The following is a 15,263-nucleotide window of genomic DNA, read 5'->3' as shown; positions in this document are numbered from 1 at the left end:
GGCCCGCGTGTCGTTCAGCGACCCCCGGCGATTTCGCGCTTCTCGAGGTTCGCTTCCACCTCCGCGCGCGAACGCCACGCCGGCCGCAACGCCTTCTTCGCAAACAGGGGCAGCTGGTCCACCCGGTGTTTCGATCCCGGCTGCGACCAGTTGCCGTACCCAATCAGCACCTGCGCCTTGAGTGGCGTCGAGAACTCCACGGCCGCGACAAACGAGTCGCCCATGGCCCCGGTGCCCTGCCGTTCGCGTTCCGGCATGTTGAACTCGACGACACGGAACACCCCCAACTGCCCGCTGCCGCCATTGGCCGGCAAGTCCACGTCGTCCCGGCGCAGGCGGTTGACCTCACCCCAGGCGACGTCGAGTGATCCATGCCGTTCCCGCACACTGCGCGCGGCGGCGCTGAGCGCCCGCGCGGCCGCCGCAGGATCGGCCAGCCCATCGGGGGTCTCCAGGGCCCGTTGCGCATCCCACGCGACGGCGAACGGGGGCTGCGGCCCCGTGCGCGCAGCGCCGGGTCGGTTGAGCTCGCGCCACCAGGCGGCGAACAACACCCCGCCACGCGACGCCGCATCGGCCGTATGATCCCACGCCGTGAGCACGGCCATCGCGGCCTTCGCCTCGGCGTCCCCATGGGCCGCGACCGCCGCCCCAAGGTCATCGAGCAGGCGATCGGCGAGTTCCATGCGGGTGTCGTGCTTGCGCGCCACCAGTTCGTCAAACGATATCTTGCCGGTCTCGGCCAGGAGTCGCGCCGAGCGCTGCGGGCGGAACGCCATGCCGCGCGGCGCCATGTAGGCCGGGTACTTCGCGGGGTCGAGGACGAGCGGGACGGTGGTCGTCCACGGGGGATCGTTGGCATTCTGCAGCCAGCCGCCGGCGGGGTTCGCCAACATCGGGAGGTCGGCGAAGCTGTGGGTCTTCGTCCACAAGGTGCCCGTGGAGTCCCCGCGCACGATCCCCTGCCAGAAGTCCCACCCTCCACGGGACCGCACCGGGGTGAGCCCGCCGAAGAAATGCAGGATCTCCCCCTGCCGATCGGCGTACATCGCGGTGAACATCGGCACCTGCATCTGCTGCAGCGCGCGCACGTACTGCGCCTTGTTGCGGGCACGGCCCATGTCCCACCACTGCTTCCACGCACCGCCCCGGTCAAGCCCAACGACGCGCAGCGCCAGTGCACGTCCTTCCTTCTCCCCGACCACGGGGCCATGCACGGACTCGCGGATGGTGAGCACCTGGGGGACCAGCCGCCCATCGCGACCCTTCACCTGCATCGTCTCGGTGCGCGTCGTGAATGCGCGTCGCACGCCGTCCAGGCGGTAGCCGTCGCCGTCGAGCGCCAACTCATAGAGGTCCTGCCCGTCGTGCGTGTTGACCGTGTGGGTCCACGCGATGTCGTCATTGAAACCGATGGTGATAATGGGCGACCCGACCAGCGTCGCGCCGGTGAGATTCATCCCGGGCGCCACGAGCTGCGCCTCGAACCAGGTGTAGAAGGATCCCCACGGCAAGTGCGGATTCGCCACCAACATCGCCTGGCCGCTCGCCGACTTGGCCGGCGCGATGGCCCAGGCATTCGAGCCACGCATCTCGGCCCCTTCGAGGGCCGCGGCCGCTTCCTCGGCCGCACGTATCCCGCCGCGCTCCCACGCGCGCACGGTGCCGCTGACGCGATCCGGACTCGTGACAAACGCGGTGGTGATCACCCGTTGGCCGTGGGCCAGTACATCATCCACGGTCACGGGAAGCACCACCTCCATCGAATCCGTGATCTGGTCGCGGTGCGCAAAGGCCCAGTCGTTCATCCCCTGGACGAAGGCATCCAGGTAGGACCTGAAGCCCGGCGCCTGCTGCGCGGACCACCGCGCCCCCCCGCGTGCCACGCCCATTCGGCGCACCCAACGGTCCATCGCTTCACGCTGCCCGCTCGGATCGCCCCAGTACTCGGCCGATCGCCCGCGTGCCTCACCATACAGCTCAAGGACGAGGTCGGCGTGCGCCTGCATCTGGGCCCATCCGAAGCCGTAGCCGAGCTGGCCCTCGGTTTTGGCATGGATATGCGGGACACCATAGGTGTCCCAGAGGATTTCGCCCCCGCGCTGCGCAGCGACCGGCACGGTGGCGATGGCGAGGAACAGCAACGCACGACGGATCACAGGAACCTGCCGGGGAGGGAAGGGCGAAAGATGCCGCCTCCCACGCTGGGTGCCAGACTACTTCACGAGCTCGAACGCCATCGGCGCCCCGGCGAAGCCCATCTTTACCACTCGCGGGTCCGTGCGGCTCACCCAGAAGGTCACCGGGACCTGCCCCCCCGCCACGTCCACCTTCCACGCCTCGAAGGTACCGGCGGGGACCGTGACCGACTCGCTGCCACTGACCGTGACGGTCATGACCTTCGAGGTCCCCTGCCCCGAGGCAAACACCGGGACCTGGAACGTCTTGCCGGCGCCTAACGGCAGGGCAGGAAGGAGGGATTGCAGCACGTTGTCGTCCACCGCTCCTGCGGGAACCGTCGTGTCGACCGCGATCGTCTTCATTCCCTGCGCCCCGGGGGTGGTCGCCGTGCCCTTTGCCCGACCTCGTCCGTAGGCGACATCGATCTTCATCGACTGGCCGCGGGCCTGTCCTTCCTGCTTGACCGACGTCATGGCGAGCGCGCGCGAGAAGTGCACCTCGGTGGACTGGTTCATTCCCGCGAGGGACTGCACGGAAACCAGCCGATACCCGGTTGCCGTTTTTTCGATGGTCTCCCTTATCCCGCCGACCTGGCGCCCCTGCACGGTCACGGCGAACGAATCAGAACGGGGAACGAGGCGGGCCGCGTCGAATTGGGATTGGGCGGCGGCGAGGGTTGGTAGCAGGGACAGGGCAGCGAATGCGCGCATGAAGGCCAGGTGAGTCGTTGGCCAAACCTACGCGGTCCGACGCCGCCCGTTTCGGGACACCTCACCCCGCGTCGACCCCGACGACCGGCGACACCTCCCCTCGCTGACCCAGGCGGCGCCGCATGTCGACTGCTGTCGTCTGGGCGCGTCCCGTGCGGGCCTAGGCAGCGAGCGCGGGCTGGCCCAGTATTGAGGCGTCCCGAACCGGAACGTCACGTGCTGCTCGCGTCCCTGGCGTTGGCCCTGCTTGCCCCAACTGCGGCCCCCGGCGTGGCCGCGATCGACTCCATCCAGATCAAGGAGTGGACCGTGCCGTGGGAGAAGACCCGTCCACGCGATCCGTACGTCGCGCCTGATGGACGCGTCTGGTTCTGCGGGCAGGCGGGGAACTACATCGCCGTCTTCGACCCGAAGAACGGCGACTTCAAGCGCTACGAACTCTCGGAGAACACCAATCCGCACAACCTGATCATCGACAAGGCCGGGATGATCTGGTACTCGGGCAACGTGAATGCCCACATTGGCAAGCTGGACCCGAAGACCGGGGAGATCACGCGCTATCCGATGCCGGACCCTGCGGCCCGCGACCCGCACACCCTGGTGTTTGACCGGGCGGGCAATATCTGGTTCACGGTGCAGAACGGCGGCTTCGTCGGCCACCTCAACACCACCAGCGGCAAGGTCGATCTCGTCAAGATCCCCGGCTCTGGCACGCGGCCGTACGGGATCATGATGAACTCCAAGGACCAACCCTGGTTCAACCTGTTCGGCACGAACAAGATCGGCATGGTCGACCCGAAGACCATGGCGCTCAAGGAGTACACCTTGCCGAACGAGCGGGCCCGGGGCCGCCGCATCGCCATCACGCGCGACGACATCGTCTGGTACGTGGACTACACGCGCGGGTTCCTCGGACGGCTCGATCCGGCGACCGGGGCCGTCACGGAGATCGCCTCGCCCGGCGGGATGAACTCGTTGCCGTACGCCTTGACCGTGGACGATAAGGACCGCCTCTGGTACTCGGAGAACACCCCGAACACGCCCAACAAGATCATCGGCTATGACCCGCGCTCGAAGTCGTTTGTCCCGGGGATCGATATCCCGAGTGGCGGGCAGACGGTGCGGCACGTCATCTATCATCAACCGACGAAGTCGCTCTGGTTCGGCACCGATGCCAACACCCTGGCCCGCGTGACCCTGCCATGAGCCGATGGCGCGCGATCGCGACGTGGCTTTGCGCCCCCATGCTCGCGGGGGCGCAACCGCTGGACCTCGCGCGGTATCACCTCATCGACCTCACGCATGAGGTCTCGGAACGTGGGCCGGCCTGGCCCGGCTCACGGGTGCCGTTCAAGCTGGATACCCTGACGGCCACGGCCACCACGGCCATGTTTCGCCTGCAGCTCAACGAACACTTCGGGACGCACCTCGATGCTCCCCGCCACGCCGCCGGCGCGGGGTGGACCAATGAACAGATCCCGCTTGATCGGCTGGTGGTCCCCGTCGTCGTCATCGATGTCACGCGCCAGGCGGCCAACACCCGCGACTATGCGCTCACGCCGGCCGATGTCGCCGCCCATGAGGCGCAGCATGGTCGCATCCCCCGGGGCAGCGCGGTGGTGCTGTGGACCGGCTGGGCGCGTTATTGGGAGACGACAGCGCTACTTTGGTGCCGTGACCACCGCAGCCCGCACGGTGCTCCACTTTCCGTCGTTTGGGATCGAGGCCGCGCGCCTGCTGACCGCCGAGCGAGGCGCCGCAATCCTCGGCGTGGATTCGCCCTCAACCGACATCGGCGCGGCCCCATCCTTCGCCGTCCACGCGATCCTGGGCGCCGCCAACGTCCCCGCCCTCGAAAACCTGGCCGACCTCTCGAACGTCCCGGCCACGGGCGCTACACTCATCGCACTGCCCATCAAGACCACCGGCGGGTCAGGTGGCCCCGTGCGCGTGGTGGCCCTCGTGCCTCGTTAGGCGCCACCGCCCAACCCGCGCGTCCCGGCGCCCCTCACACCACCGACCCGGACAAGGTGTCCACCCGTCCGGCCTTAACGCACCCGGCAGGCCTCGCGTCAGATGGGGTGAGGCGGGACGTTCCCGCCACTGACCGATACATCCCGGAGGATCCCATGCGCTCGACCCTGCTTGCCCCGCTCGCCGCCCTCGTCGTTGTCGCCTCCACCGCCAGTGCGCAGAACCCGCCACCGCGCTGCGATCGCATGCCCTGCGATCGCATGGAAGACGTCCGCGATCGCCGCGAGGATCGTCGCGACCGCGCCGAGGACCGCCGCGACCGCAAGGAAGACGTCCGCGATCGACGGGAGGATGTGCGCGACCGACGCGAAGACGTGCGCGACGCGATGCACAACGGCGGACGCCGGGACCGCCTCGAGGACGTGAGGGATCGTCGCGAGGATGTGCGCGACCGGCGCGAGGATGTGCGGGATCGTCGGGAAGACGTCCGGGATCGCGCCGAGAACCGCCGCGACCGCCGGGAAGACCGTCGCGATCGCCGGCCGTAGGCACAAAGGGGACGGAACGCCGGGATACCGGCGTTCTGCATCCCGCCTAACGCGCCTTCCAGTTCGCCAGGGCCTTCGCCTCGTTCTCCGCGGAAATCGCGACGCGCGGGGCGTTACGCCGTGCCGAAAACCGAACGCCCCGCGGGGATCGCCGCAGGGCGTTGAGACCGAGGGACCCGCCGTTCAGTCCTTTGCTCGAATCTCGGACCGCAGTGCCGCCGCACCGTCCTCGAACTGCATCGCCGGCGCCAGCTCTCGCGCCCCTCCGGGCATCACGGCCGCGACCGCGAGTCGCGTCAGCGATGTCACCAGGGGAATACCAAGCCCCGTTCCCGCGAGGGCCAGGTTGGCCGCGAGGACGCGTCCCGTCCAGCGGTTCACCAGCGCGCGGTCACGCGTCAGGATCAGGGCCGCGATCGATACCCCATTGATCACCACAAACGCCATCACGGACCAGCGAAAGGCGGTCGACCCGATCCCGCCCAACCAGTCCATCAGCGCGGACTCCATGGCATTTCTCCGCTAGAGGATGCGGCCACAGGGGAACTCGGGGCCTACAATACGACGCGAAAAGCCCGAGCGCGAGGGGTCAGCCGCTGCGGAGCGCGAGCCTTATCCGCTTCTTGGCCTGGCCCTCACTCTCACCCGCGAGCCGCGCGTCGCACTCCACCGCCCCGAAGTACGCGCTCCCATGGATGACGATCCGCGGCGCCCCCGGTTCGGTTGGGACCGAGGGATCGGGCTTGTGGCTGAATTCGCCGGCGAAGGCATCGCCGTCCACCACCACCTCGACGCCGCTGGGCACCGTGATCTCGACCGATCCAAACAAGCAGAAGACTTCGATGTGCGACTCCCCCTCGGCAAGGACGGCCTCGCGGAGGTCGATCTCCGTACTCCCCATCACCGTCGCGATACGGAACTTGCGCGGCAACTCCCACGGGCCCTTCCGCTCGACCCCACTCATGACCGCCAGCACCCCAGCGCTGTCGCGTACGGCGTTGGCGGGAATGACGGTGTGTCGCACACGCAGGCGCGGGAGATTCATGCTGTCCCCGTCCGCAGGTCACCTAACGCTCCCCAGGTGGCGGCGAGCGCCGCGGCATCCGGCAGGCTCCCCTGCGCCAGCCGCGGGGAACCTCCGCCCTTGCCGCCGTGCGCCGGGAGCAATCCCTTGAGCATCTGGCCGGCGTCGATCCCGCTATCGGCCGCCGACGCCACGAGGACCGCGCGCGGCTCGTCGCATCGCGCGAGGTAGACCCCGCCGGGCTGCGAGGCAAAGGCGATCGCGAAGGCGCGCACCTCATCCGCCCGACCGACCGATCGAACCTCGAGGTGCCACCGGCGTCCATTCGCATCCGGCGCGGTACCCTCCCACGCCGCCCGGGCCCGCGTCGCGGCGACCTCGTCCTCCAGCTTGCGCCGCGCCTGTTCCGACGCCTTGAGCTCCGCGAGCTGACCGGCCACCAACGCCGGCAGTTCGTCGATGGAGGCCGAGGCCGCCGTGGCCATCCGCGCCAGGACCTCGTAGTCCGCGCGCGCGCGCCGCATGGCCCGATGGCCACAGAGGAATTCGATGCGGGCGTTCTTCTTCATCTTCTCCTGTCGCCGCAGGAGGATCCCCCCAATCTCGCCCGTCGCACGAACATGTGTTCCGCCGCATGCGGAGCGGTCCAGTCCCGCGATGCTAACGACGCGAATCGAGCCGGATCGATCGGTCGGCTTGCGCAACCCTTGCGCCGTGGCGGCCTCCTCAAACGTCACCGAGACGGGATGGTTCGCGACGATGGCAGCATTGGCCAGCTCCGCCGCCTCGACCATCGCCGACGGTGGCACCACCTCCGCTCCCAGGTCCAGGGTGGCATAGTCCGCCCCGAAGTGCACGGAGAGCGTCTCCCACCCAAACCGGTCCGCGAAGATGGCGGAGAGGAGGTGCTGCCCGGTGTGTTGCTGCATGAAGTCGAAGCGGCGGGCCCAGTCCACGACGCCCGTGACCTGCGCTGCGGCGAGGGGTCGCTCCAGCAGGTGCGCGACGCGGTCGTTGTCGTCCACGACGTCGACCACGGGGACGCCATCGAGGGTACCCAGGTCGTGCGGTTGCCCACCCGAGGTCGGGTAGAACGCCGACCGATCGAGCCAGACGCGTCGTCCATCCTCCGCACGGTCGACCACGCGCGCGGTGAACGTTGAGCAGTACGCGTCGGTGTAGTAGAGGCGCTCGGTCATCTGGCGTCCGGCGCTTCCGGCGATTCCCCTGCCCGGCAGGTAACACAGAGCATCGGCGCCCCAACCGCGATGGCGATGCGACGGACGAATGATCCATGCAGGTGCTCCGCGCACAGGATGCGCCGGCAGCGTTCACAGACCCCCCCCGTGTTCACCGGGAACGGCTTGCCGCAGGCGTCGCACTCGGTGCGAAAGATCGACGAACGAAAGAAGGGCATGCCTATCCGGCCCCGGGTTCGAGGGTCACGGCATCGCCCACCTGGATCGTTCCGTCATCGAGCACCTCGCCAAAGGCACCGCCGCCCCACGCCTCGCCCATGACCTCGCGCAGGCCGGGCAGCGCCTCGTCCATCCGCTCGCAGGGACGAGTTTCGCCGTGGATGCGAATCCGGCACGCACCGATCCGCAGCACCTTGCCCCGCGCCCCACGGAGGTCACAGCCGGACACGAGAAGATTGGCACGTCGGGCTGCTGGGTCGAGCGATCCACCGGTGGCGGCCATGTGCCGCTCCCAGGCTTCACGCTCGAGGATGGTGACCTGTCGCTTGCCGCCGCGGTTGGCGTTATCGCGCAGCCCCTGCCCGGCATCCAGCTCGGCCGCGACCCTGGAGTCCATGGGCCCGCCACGGAACCGCTTGATCCAGATCTGTTCGAGGTGGCCCATGAAGATCAGCCGCTGCCGTGCGGGGGGAGACTGGAGTCAACTTCGCGAACGAACCAGGCGCGGGCCCCGGCAAAATCGAGGACGAGGGCATCACCCGGACCGAATTCAAAGCGGGCCGTGGCTTCATGGGTAGTCCCCGGAACCTCCGTGCGGAGCAGGTCGCCGTCGACGCGGTATCGCAGTGCGACCAGCTGACGTTCCGACCCGACCTCGAAACTGTAGTGGAGGGTGTCCTCATCCACAAAGGCCATGCGCACCCCGGGCGCAAAGTCGAGCGACGGGTCGGCGCGGAGCAGCCGCCAGCCCCCGCGAAGGCTCGTCATGGGTGTGCTCGTCGCTGGACACACGACCGCCCACGATGCCGCGACGGGCATCGTGGGCGGAGGTGTTCCGGGGACTGCGAGATCAGGTTTGCTTCGTCTTGAGCCACTTCACGGCGGCCTTGAAGGCTTTTTCCTTGCCGCCGTGCGACGCATCGCCAAAGAAGGCGCGGTGCTTGGGGCGCCAGGCTCCTTCCTTGGTGCGATGGTACCCGACGCGAACGAAGTAGCCGTGCGTGCGGGTCGATTCCTGGTCGATGCGGCTCACGCCGGGCACCGATGACGCCGCGCTGCGCTTGGTCTTCTTCGCGGCCTTCTTGGCGGTCTTCTTCACTGCCTTCTTGCGGGCTGCCATGGGAGTTCGGGCTGTGGTCGCAGGAATGGGGCCGGCGACGCCGTGAGTGTTCGGGTCCGGCCCGCGGGGGCGCCGGCTGCCTGACGAGTCCGCATGGGGTGCGCGGTCGCTCGTCAGGCAACCGACGCCCGTTAGGCCTCGACGGTCACTAATGTGTCAGGCAGTTACGATTTTGTCGAGTGGTTAGGCCTGACGAGTGCCTGACGAGTACGCAGCCACCATCCGACGGCGCGCACCGGGCGTGTCGCCGGCATTCGCGAATGCAAACCAGTCCGACGTTTTTCCACGCCACGTGGAGAGTTGCTGCCTGACGAGTCACCGGGACACGCGCCTGCCTGACGAGGATGCGCGCGGAGCGGGCCGGGCAGCCCCAGCGATCAGCCCCGAGGGGTCGTGCCGTACTTCTCGAGGAGTCGCACGAGGCCCGCGTCGGGACGGCGGCGGGCAGGCAAGCACGATGGGTCCGCGCCATGCCGCAGCAATTCCTCCACTTCCGCCAGCGGCCGGCGGCGCGCCACCGCCACCATCAGTGGCGTCTCCCCGTCGGCGTCCGCCACGTTGGGATCGGCGCCGTGGCGCAGCAGCCAGCGAATCATGCGCGTCCGGTGCAGCCGCGTGGCGTACAACAAGGGCGTTTCCCCCTGGAAGGTCAGGTTCACGTTGGCCTGGTGTGCGCTCAGCATGCGCGCGGTGACCACGTCGTCATTCCATACCACCGCCCAGAAACACCAATCAGGGTTCGCCCCCGACTGGAGGAGGAAACGCGCCAGGCTCCGGTTGTGCCCGCGAGCCACCGCATGCCACAATGCACGCGCCGGAAACGACTCCCCACCATCAACGATCGGGTGCACGGCGTCAATCGCTGCCCCACCGCGCAACAGCGCCCGGGCCGTCGCCACCGAGGCGGCCAGCGGCTTGCGCGAGGATGCCGCCGTCGCCGCCGCACACAAGTGCAGCCCGGTCCGCCCGTGACGGTCGACCGCCTCAGCAAACTCCGGATTGCCTCGCAAGGCCTCGGCCACCACCGCCGCTTCCCAGCGGCGGGCAGCGTCGAGGAACCGTGCCGCGCCAACACGGGCACCGGGCCGACGAGTGGTGGGAGAACGCCTGGACGACATACCTAACGATGCGTGGCTGGTCGAGGGGACCGCCGAATCTACCCCCGTCGCGTCCCCGCGGCGAGAGCCGGCCACATCACAAGGGCCGCACCCGGACCGCCGTCCCGTAACACAGCACTTCGGAGACCCCCTGCATCACTTCTGTCGCATCGTAGCGCACGCAGGTCACGGCATTGGCCCCCAACCCTTCGGCATGCTCGATCATCTGCGCAAACGCATCGGCCCGGGTCCGTTCACACAGGTCGGTCATCAGGGAGATGTTGCCACCCCGAATGGTTTGGAACGCCGCCCCGATCGTCCCAAAGACGGACCGCGACCGGACCACGATCCCGCGGACCACCCCCAGCGTTTCCTCCACCTGGAAGCCGTCCAGGGTCGGGGCCATCGTCACTCGAGATGCCAACATCGTCGTCTCCTGTCTGGGTTCACGGCAGCGGGATCCGCAGCCGCACGTCGCTGAGTTCAGGCGCTGATCCGACATCCGCGAAACGCAGCACCACGGACGCCGTGTCGAAGTATGGAGCGCCGGTGACATGCCGAGGGTATCGCGACGCCGTCGCCTGCACCACCACTGTCACACGGGCGCTGTCGGCACTCCCGCCCTGGCGGTACACCGTCGCTGAGAACAGCCCGCGTTCGTCCACTTGCAAGGTCACACCAGCACAGGGACACGTCGCGCCGACACGAATGCTCCCCTCGATGCCATCCAGGGGATCCCCACGGGTACTGGTGACCGCCCCGGCCACGAGGGCACATCCCGTCACGTCGGCCAGCCCCGCCGGTCGCCCGCAGCGCGCGGGACCATTCACGTCACTTGGCGTCGCGGAGAAACAACCCGCAAGGACGAGCAAGCCCAGCGCCCTCATGCCCTCGAGCCCATGGCTCCGAGCACTTCCTTCAGCAACTTGCCCGCCACCGTGGCGGTCACGCCGTCGAGATCTCGCGCAGGATTGTACTCCACCAGATCAGCGCCGACGATCGGCACCTGGATGTCATGCAGCACCGTGAGCACATCCCGAACCGTGAGGCCCCCGGGCTCACGGTGTGACACACCCGGGGCGTACGCGGGATCGAGGGCATCCAGGTCGAGCGAGATATAGACGGGGTGCTTCAGCGATGGCCGCACCCCGGCGACCCAGCGTCTCATGTCGATCACGTCCACTCCAAACCGATCCGCCTGCTCCCGCTGGTGGCCGGTCATGGCCCGAATCCCCACCTGCACCAGCTCATCGGCGAGCCCGGCCTCCATGATCCGTGCAAACGGGCAGGCATGCGAGCCCCGGTCCCCCTCGAAGTGATCGTACAGGTCGTTGTGTGCGTCGAAATGAAGAATCGAGAGCGCTCCATGTGCGGCGCGCACCGCCCGCAGCACCGGCCAGGTGACCGCATGATCCCCCCCGAGCACCATCGGCCGGCCGCCGTCCGAAATGACGCGGGCCACCGCCGCCGTCATCGCGCCCCGCGCGTCACCCGAGAGGTCGGCGTCGCCGGCATCAGCAAAGGCTCCCGGAACGCCAATGTCGACCAGCGCCTCGGTCCACAGGTTGGACGCGTCGCTCCGCATCGCCGCCCGTATCAGCGGCGGCGCACCCGCCGCGCCGCGAAGGAACGACGACGCCTCATCAAACGGCAGGCCCAGCAGCGTCGGGGTCCCGGTGAACTTCGCCATCCCGGACGCTAGCATGCCGGCGGCCCTCCCGCCACCCGCGTTAGGCGCTCCCGGTCACCGCTGGAACACCCCCTCGCCGACCAGGGCGTAGGAGTCGTCATCCACCATCACACCAACCCGCACCGCATACCATTGCCCCACGGCAAGCGGCACAGGACCAAAACGCGACGTGTAGTCCGGCGGCGTCACGCCGTAGGTCACCCCTGGCGCGATCTTCCCGGTGTCGCCGCGAATGATCCAGTAGGTCTCCAGGTTATCGGGCGATGATACCTCGAGGTAGGTCGCCCCGCAGGCCGGGCTCCAACTGATGCGAGGTCCGCCCTGTGTGTCCACGCGCACGTCGAGCGACGGAACACAGGTCACGAGCGACCGGGGACGGGCCGGCTCGGGCGGCATCGCGTCGCCACAAGCGACGGCCGCCGCCACAGCGAGGGGAATGGGGGACCTCCACATGGCCACTCAAGGTCCTGCCCGGAGGGTCACCCGGCAGTGCGCCACGTCACAGGGACCCGCCCGCCGGAGCGCGATGGACGCACAGGAGGCGGCATCCATCCGTGCCTGCGACGGTCGGCCCATGGGTCGAGTCCGCCGCCGCGCGGTGATAGTCCCCGGCCGACAGCTCCTCGCCTTCCACCACGCAGCTCCCCGACACCACCAGCAGCTCCTCGATGCCGTCGTGCACATGCTCGGCGAGGGTAGCCCCCGCCACGGCATCGAACAGCAGGATCCCGCCCGGCATCCCCACCGGGTCACAACGCACGCGTATCCCATCTGCCAGCGGCAGCCAGGTGGCACCCACCTGTGGCGCCAGCGACGGCGGCAGCGCCTCGGTGCCCGCGGTCGCGAACTCGATGACGCGGGTCGCCGCATCAGCGCGCCACTCCCCCTCGAGGCCGCCCGCAGAGTCCCCCGCTGCAAGGCGTTGGGCTCCTGGCCCTCGAAGAGCACCCGCGAGGACATGCACGGCAACGTGTCCTGCCAACTCCGGGGCAGGAAGCCGGGCCCCAGCCCGCAGTGCCAGCTGACGCGTCTGGTACCGATCGCGCGAATCTCGAAAGAGGATCCGAGACTGCACGCCGTCGCTTGTCTCAAGCCAGAAGCCCTGCGTCGCGCGCAGGAAGGTCATCGGTGACGGCGTGCCCACGGCCAGGACCCGGTCGCGGAGCGCCGGCGGCGGCACCACGTGGGGCACCCCCGCATCCGGGCCGCTCATCTAGTCCACGCGTGCGATCACCGTCCGCAGCCCAAGCACGGCGAGACGGCTCCCGTTGCGGACGAGCTCCGCCATCACCGTGATCGAGTCGCCCGCCGTCCACCGCGGACCCTCGCGGAGCATGAACTCGACCGCCGTTGGGCCCCCCGGGCGCGCCGACTCCTCTGCCAGGGTGCCACCCCAGCTGTCCGGACCCCGCTGCAACCGCACGCGCCCCAGCGCGACGTCCGGGGGAATCGGCTGCGTACTGGTCAGGCGCACGATGGCGAGGAGCGGATCCCCGCGCTCCCCGGCCACCGGCTGGAAGGAGCGCCATGCCTCGACCTCGATGCCATAGTCCGCCGTCCCCACGGTGGCGCGGGCCTCCCCCTGGGCCGGCCACGAGCTATCGGGCATAGCGCTCCCGGTACCATTGGGCGCACAGCCCATCAAGGCACCAACCGTCAGGAGCGTCGCGAACCACCTGGATCGCCGCACCTAGTGGCGCGCGAACACGCTGGTCTTGCCGCTCCGAGTGAATGTCAGGACCTGATAAGGATCCTTCGCGCCACCGGGCACTTCCATCCCCGGGCTCCCACGAGGCATTCCCGGAGCCGCGATTCCGGCGATGGCCGGCTTTTCCTTGAGCATCCGGTGAATGTCGGCCGCCGGCACGTGCCCTTCGACCACGTAGCCGTTGACCACCGCTGTGTGGCAGGACTGCAGGTTCTCGCCGACCCCCCGCTTGGCCTTCACCTCCTGCAGGGCCGACTCGTCCAGGTCAGTGACACGCACCTCAAATCCCGCCGCCTTCATTTTCTCCACCCACGACTTGCAGCAGCCGCAGGTCGCCGACTTGTACACCTGCATGATCGGCGCGGCGACGGTCTCCGCAGTGGGGCCAGCCGCTGGTCGGCCGGCTGCGAGCGAAGCCGCAACACCGGCGGCGAGCGCGACGAGGATCGGGGTTCTCATAGGGTCACTCGGGATGAGGCACGGAGTCTCCTACACCTTAGCGCGGGGGACGTCCCGCGCAACCGGGGAATCACCGGCGGCTGAGCTGATATCCCACGGTCGCGCCGATCGACGGCCCGGCAATCGCCATCGCACCCAGCCCCCAGCAGATCACTCCGCACCGTTGGCCCCCATCATAGCGGGCATTGCCGAGTCGGGCAGTGAGGGCCGACACGCCAACGCCGGCCGCAGCGCCGACGAATGCGGCCGGGTAGCGCCCGCGCTCGCCGATGAGCGTTGGAGCGGCCGCCGCCGCGCTTGCCGCGCCCGCATAGGCAGCGACGAAGGCGACGCGGCGGATTCTTGCGTCGGACCACGTCGTGCGCTGCGCGAGTCGTTTCGCCGCCCATCCACTCCCGAAAAACCCGATCGGCGTCAGCAGGGCACCCGCGGCGAGCTGTGCGGTCACGCGCGCGCCAGACGCCCCCGGCAGTGGCTCCTGGCCTCCCGCCACCCGCGTCGCGAGCAACGCGACCCAAGCGGTCGTGACGAGGCTACGCACTCGACGGGATCACGGCCATGGTGTGCACCTGTTCCTTGTTCACGAGGATCCGGAGGTTGTTGCTCGACGGATCAGCCGGCACGAGAAAGAAGTAGGTCTTGAGCGGTGGGAACCGCATCACCATCCCGACAATCCGCTCCTGGTCGTGGAAGACGACCTCGATCAGCTTGGCCCCGCGGAGGCGCGGATCGGTCGCGTCCACGACCTGCGCGTCCGACTTCTGGGCGTCCCCCTCCAGGCTCTTTACAAAGAACAGGGCCTTCAGGTCACGCAGGGCGATCTCCACCATCTCACCTTCCAGGGTGCGCACATGGCAGGTGGGACGCTCCGGCGCGACATCGAGGCTCATTCCCTTGACGATGCGGCCGTCAGCATATCGCGCGACGATGGCGTTTGCAGCCATGGACTCCGGGCTCGGGTGAAGCGTAGGATAACGTCGGGGGCCCTCGACGCCTAGACAAAGATGGCGGCCTGGGCGAAACCCCGGAGACGAGCCGTCGGTAGGATGAGTCACCCAGTGCGCCCCGTGGAGGCACGACACATGGAAGAGTTCAAGGTCTCAGGCCAGAACCTCAAGAAGAAGCTCAAGGAGCTCATCCGGGAAGGCAACGTGCGCCGGATTATCCTCCGCAACCCGGAGGGCCGCCAGCTGCTGGACATGCCGCTCAGCGCCGGCCTCGTTGGGGCGGCGCTCCTCCCGTTCTGGGCGGCCGTCGGCGCGATTGCGGCCCTCGCCACCGACTATACCATCGGGGTCGAGCGTGACCCGGGCACCTCGGTCACCAAGCCGTAG

22 protein-coding genes are annotated in these 15,263 nt (G+C 68.7%); 3 read left to right on the top strand and 19 right to left on the bottom strand.

All coding sequences use genetic code 11. The features are described 5' to 3' along the window. Nucleotides 1-14 precede the first annotated feature (14 nt). Together IPK85_09415 and IPK85_09410 are read right to left on the bottom strand one after the other, a co-directional pair. Nucleotides 15-2,144 (bottom strand): penicillin acylase family protein, encoded by a 2,130-nt coding sequence (locus IPK85_09415; GenBank protein ID MBK8247599.1) that lies wholly within the window; start codon nt 2,142-2,144, stop codon nt 15-17. Nucleotides 2,145-2,216: 72 nt separating this feature from the next. Beyond that, a complete protein-coding gene (locus IPK85_09410) occupies nt 2,217-2,891 on the bottom strand; it encodes a DUF3108 domain-containing protein (protein MBK8247598.1) in 675 nt (224 codons plus the stop codon). Nucleotides 2,892-3,107: 216 nt separating this feature from the next. On the opposite strand from IPK85_09410, the gene IPK85_09405 reads away from it, so the two are divergent. Further along, nucleotides 3,108-4,097 carry a lyase gene (locus IPK85_09405; protein ID MBK8247597.1) on the top strand — a complete coding sequence of 330 codons (990 nt, stop codon included), beginning with the start codon at nt 3,108-3,110 and terminating at the stop codon, nt 4,095-4,097. Continuing rightward, a complete protein-coding gene (locus IPK85_09400) occupies nt 4,094-5,413 on the top strand; it encodes a cyclase family protein (protein MBK8247596.1) in 1,320 nt (439 codons plus the stop codon). Before IPK85_09405 ends, IPK85_09400 begins: the two co-directional genes overlap by 4 nt. Before the next feature lie 183 nt (nt 5,414-5,596). Here the strand turns inward: IPK85_09400 and IPK85_09395 are convergent, their stop codons facing one another. The 17 genes from IPK85_09395 to IPK85_09315 form a co-directional block, all read right to left on the bottom strand. Next, nucleotides 5,597-5,923: a hypothetical protein gene (locus IPK85_09395; protein MBK8247595.1), complete on the bottom strand. Its 327-nt coding sequence runs from the start codon at nt 5,921-5,923 to the stop codon at nt 5,597-5,599. 79 nt (nt 5,924-6,002) lie between these two features. After that, nucleotides 6,003-6,458, bottom strand: a complete 456-nt coding sequence (locus IPK85_09390; GenBank protein MBK8247594.1) for a hypothetical protein — start codon at nt 6,456-6,458, stop codon at nt 6,003-6,005. Then, nucleotides 6,455-7,636 (bottom strand): alanyl-tRNA editing protein, encoded by a 1,182-nt coding sequence (locus tag IPK85_09385; protein MBK8247593.1) that lies wholly within the window; start codon nt 7,634-7,636, stop codon nt 6,455-6,457. Before IPK85_09385 ends, IPK85_09390 begins: the two co-directional genes overlap by 4 nt. Further along, nucleotides 7,633-7,854, bottom strand: a complete 222-nt coding sequence (locus IPK85_09380; GenBank protein MBK8247592.1) for a hypothetical protein — start codon at nt 7,852-7,854, stop codon at nt 7,633-7,635. The genes IPK85_09385 and IPK85_09380 overlap by 4 nt, the downstream gene beginning before the upstream one ends. A gap of 2 nt (nt 7,855-7,856) precedes the next feature. Next, nucleotides 7,857-8,300: an MOSC domain-containing protein gene (locus IPK85_09375; protein ID MBK8247591.1), complete on the bottom strand. Its 444-nt coding sequence runs from the start codon at nt 8,298-8,300 to the stop codon at nt 7,857-7,859. Nucleotides 8,301-8,305: 5 nt separating this feature from the next. Beyond that, complete coding sequence (locus IPK85_09370) at nt 8,306-8,623, bottom strand: hypothetical protein (protein MBK8247590.1); 318 nt, start codon at nt 8,621-8,623, stop codon at nt 8,306-8,308. A gap of 82 nt (nt 8,624-8,705) precedes the next feature. Continuing rightward, complete coding sequence (locus IPK85_09365; protein ID MBK8247589.1) at nt 8,706-8,975, bottom strand: hypothetical protein; 270 nt, start codon at nt 8,973-8,975, stop codon at nt 8,706-8,708. A gap of 377 nt (nt 8,976-9,352) precedes the next feature. Further along, the gene (locus tag IPK85_09360) at nt 9,353-10,093 is read right to left on the bottom strand and encodes an ankyrin repeat domain-containing protein (GenBank protein ID MBK8247588.1); all 741 of its coding nucleotides are present in this window, start codon (nt 10,091-10,093) and stop codon (nt 9,353-9,355) included. A gap of 76 nt (nt 10,094-10,169) precedes the next feature. Then, complete coding sequence (locus tag IPK85_09355; protein ID MBK8247587.1) at nt 10,170-10,499, bottom strand: YbjQ family protein; 330 nt, start codon at nt 10,497-10,499, stop codon at nt 10,170-10,172. A gap of 19 nt (nt 10,500-10,518) precedes the next feature. After that, nucleotides 10,519-10,959 (bottom strand): hypothetical protein, encoded by a 441-nt coding sequence (locus tag IPK85_09350; protein MBK8247586.1) that lies wholly within the window; start codon nt 10,957-10,959, stop codon nt 10,519-10,521. Continuing rightward, nucleotides 10,956-11,762, bottom strand: coding sequence for an agmatinase (gene speB, locus IPK85_09345; protein ID MBK8247585.1), 807 nt, complete (start codon nt 11,760-11,762; stop codon nt 10,956-10,958). The genes IPK85_09350 and speB overlap by 4 nt, the downstream gene beginning before the upstream one ends. A gap of 54 nt (nt 11,763-11,816) precedes the next feature. Next, nucleotides 11,817-12,215 carry a hypothetical protein gene (locus IPK85_09340; GenBank protein MBK8247584.1) on the bottom strand — a complete coding sequence of 133 codons (399 nt, stop codon included), beginning with the start codon at nt 12,213-12,215 and terminating at the stop codon, nt 11,817-11,819. A gap of 46 nt (nt 12,216-12,261) precedes the next feature. Beyond that, a complete protein-coding gene (locus tag IPK85_09335) occupies nt 12,262-12,975 on the bottom strand; it encodes a cupin domain-containing protein (protein ID MBK8247583.1) in 714 nt (237 codons plus the stop codon). Then, nucleotides 12,976-13,371, bottom strand: coding sequence for a hypothetical protein (locus IPK85_09330; protein MBK8247582.1), 396 nt, complete (start codon nt 13,369-13,371; stop codon nt 12,976-12,978). Between the two features lie 81 nt (nt 13,372-13,452). Next, nucleotides 13,453-13,929 (bottom strand): DUF411 domain-containing protein, encoded by a 477-nt coding sequence (locus tag IPK85_09325; GenBank protein MBK8247581.1) that lies wholly within the window; start codon nt 13,927-13,929, stop codon nt 13,453-13,455. Between the two features lie 70 nt (nt 13,930-13,999). Beyond that, nucleotides 14,000-14,470 carry a hypothetical protein gene (locus tag IPK85_09320; protein MBK8247580.1) on the bottom strand — a complete coding sequence of 157 codons (471 nt, stop codon included), beginning with the start codon at nt 14,468-14,470 and terminating at the stop codon, nt 14,000-14,002. After that, on the bottom strand, nt 14,463-14,873 hold the full coding sequence (locus IPK85_09315; GenBank protein MBK8247579.1) for a hypothetical protein: 411 nt from the start codon (nt 14,871-14,873) through the stop codon (nt 14,463-14,465). Before IPK85_09315 ends, IPK85_09320 begins: the two co-directional genes overlap by 8 nt. Before the next feature lie 102 nt (nt 14,874-14,975). Here IPK85_09315 and IPK85_09310 point away from each other — a divergent pair, with 102 nt between their 5' ends. Next, nucleotides 14,976-15,263 (top strand): DUF4342 domain-containing protein, encoded by a 288-nt coding sequence (locus IPK85_09310; GenBank protein MBK8247578.1) that lies wholly within the window; start codon nt 14,976-14,978, stop codon nt 15,261-15,263.

The sequence above is a fragment of the Gemmatimonadota bacterium genome (assembly GCA_016712265.1).
Taxonomy (GTDB): Bacteria; Gemmatimonadota; Gemmatimonadetes; order Gemmatimonadales; family Gemmatimonadaceae; genus RBC101.
Note: the sequence above shows the minus strand (reverse complement) of the source record. Positions and strands in the feature narration are given on the sequence as shown.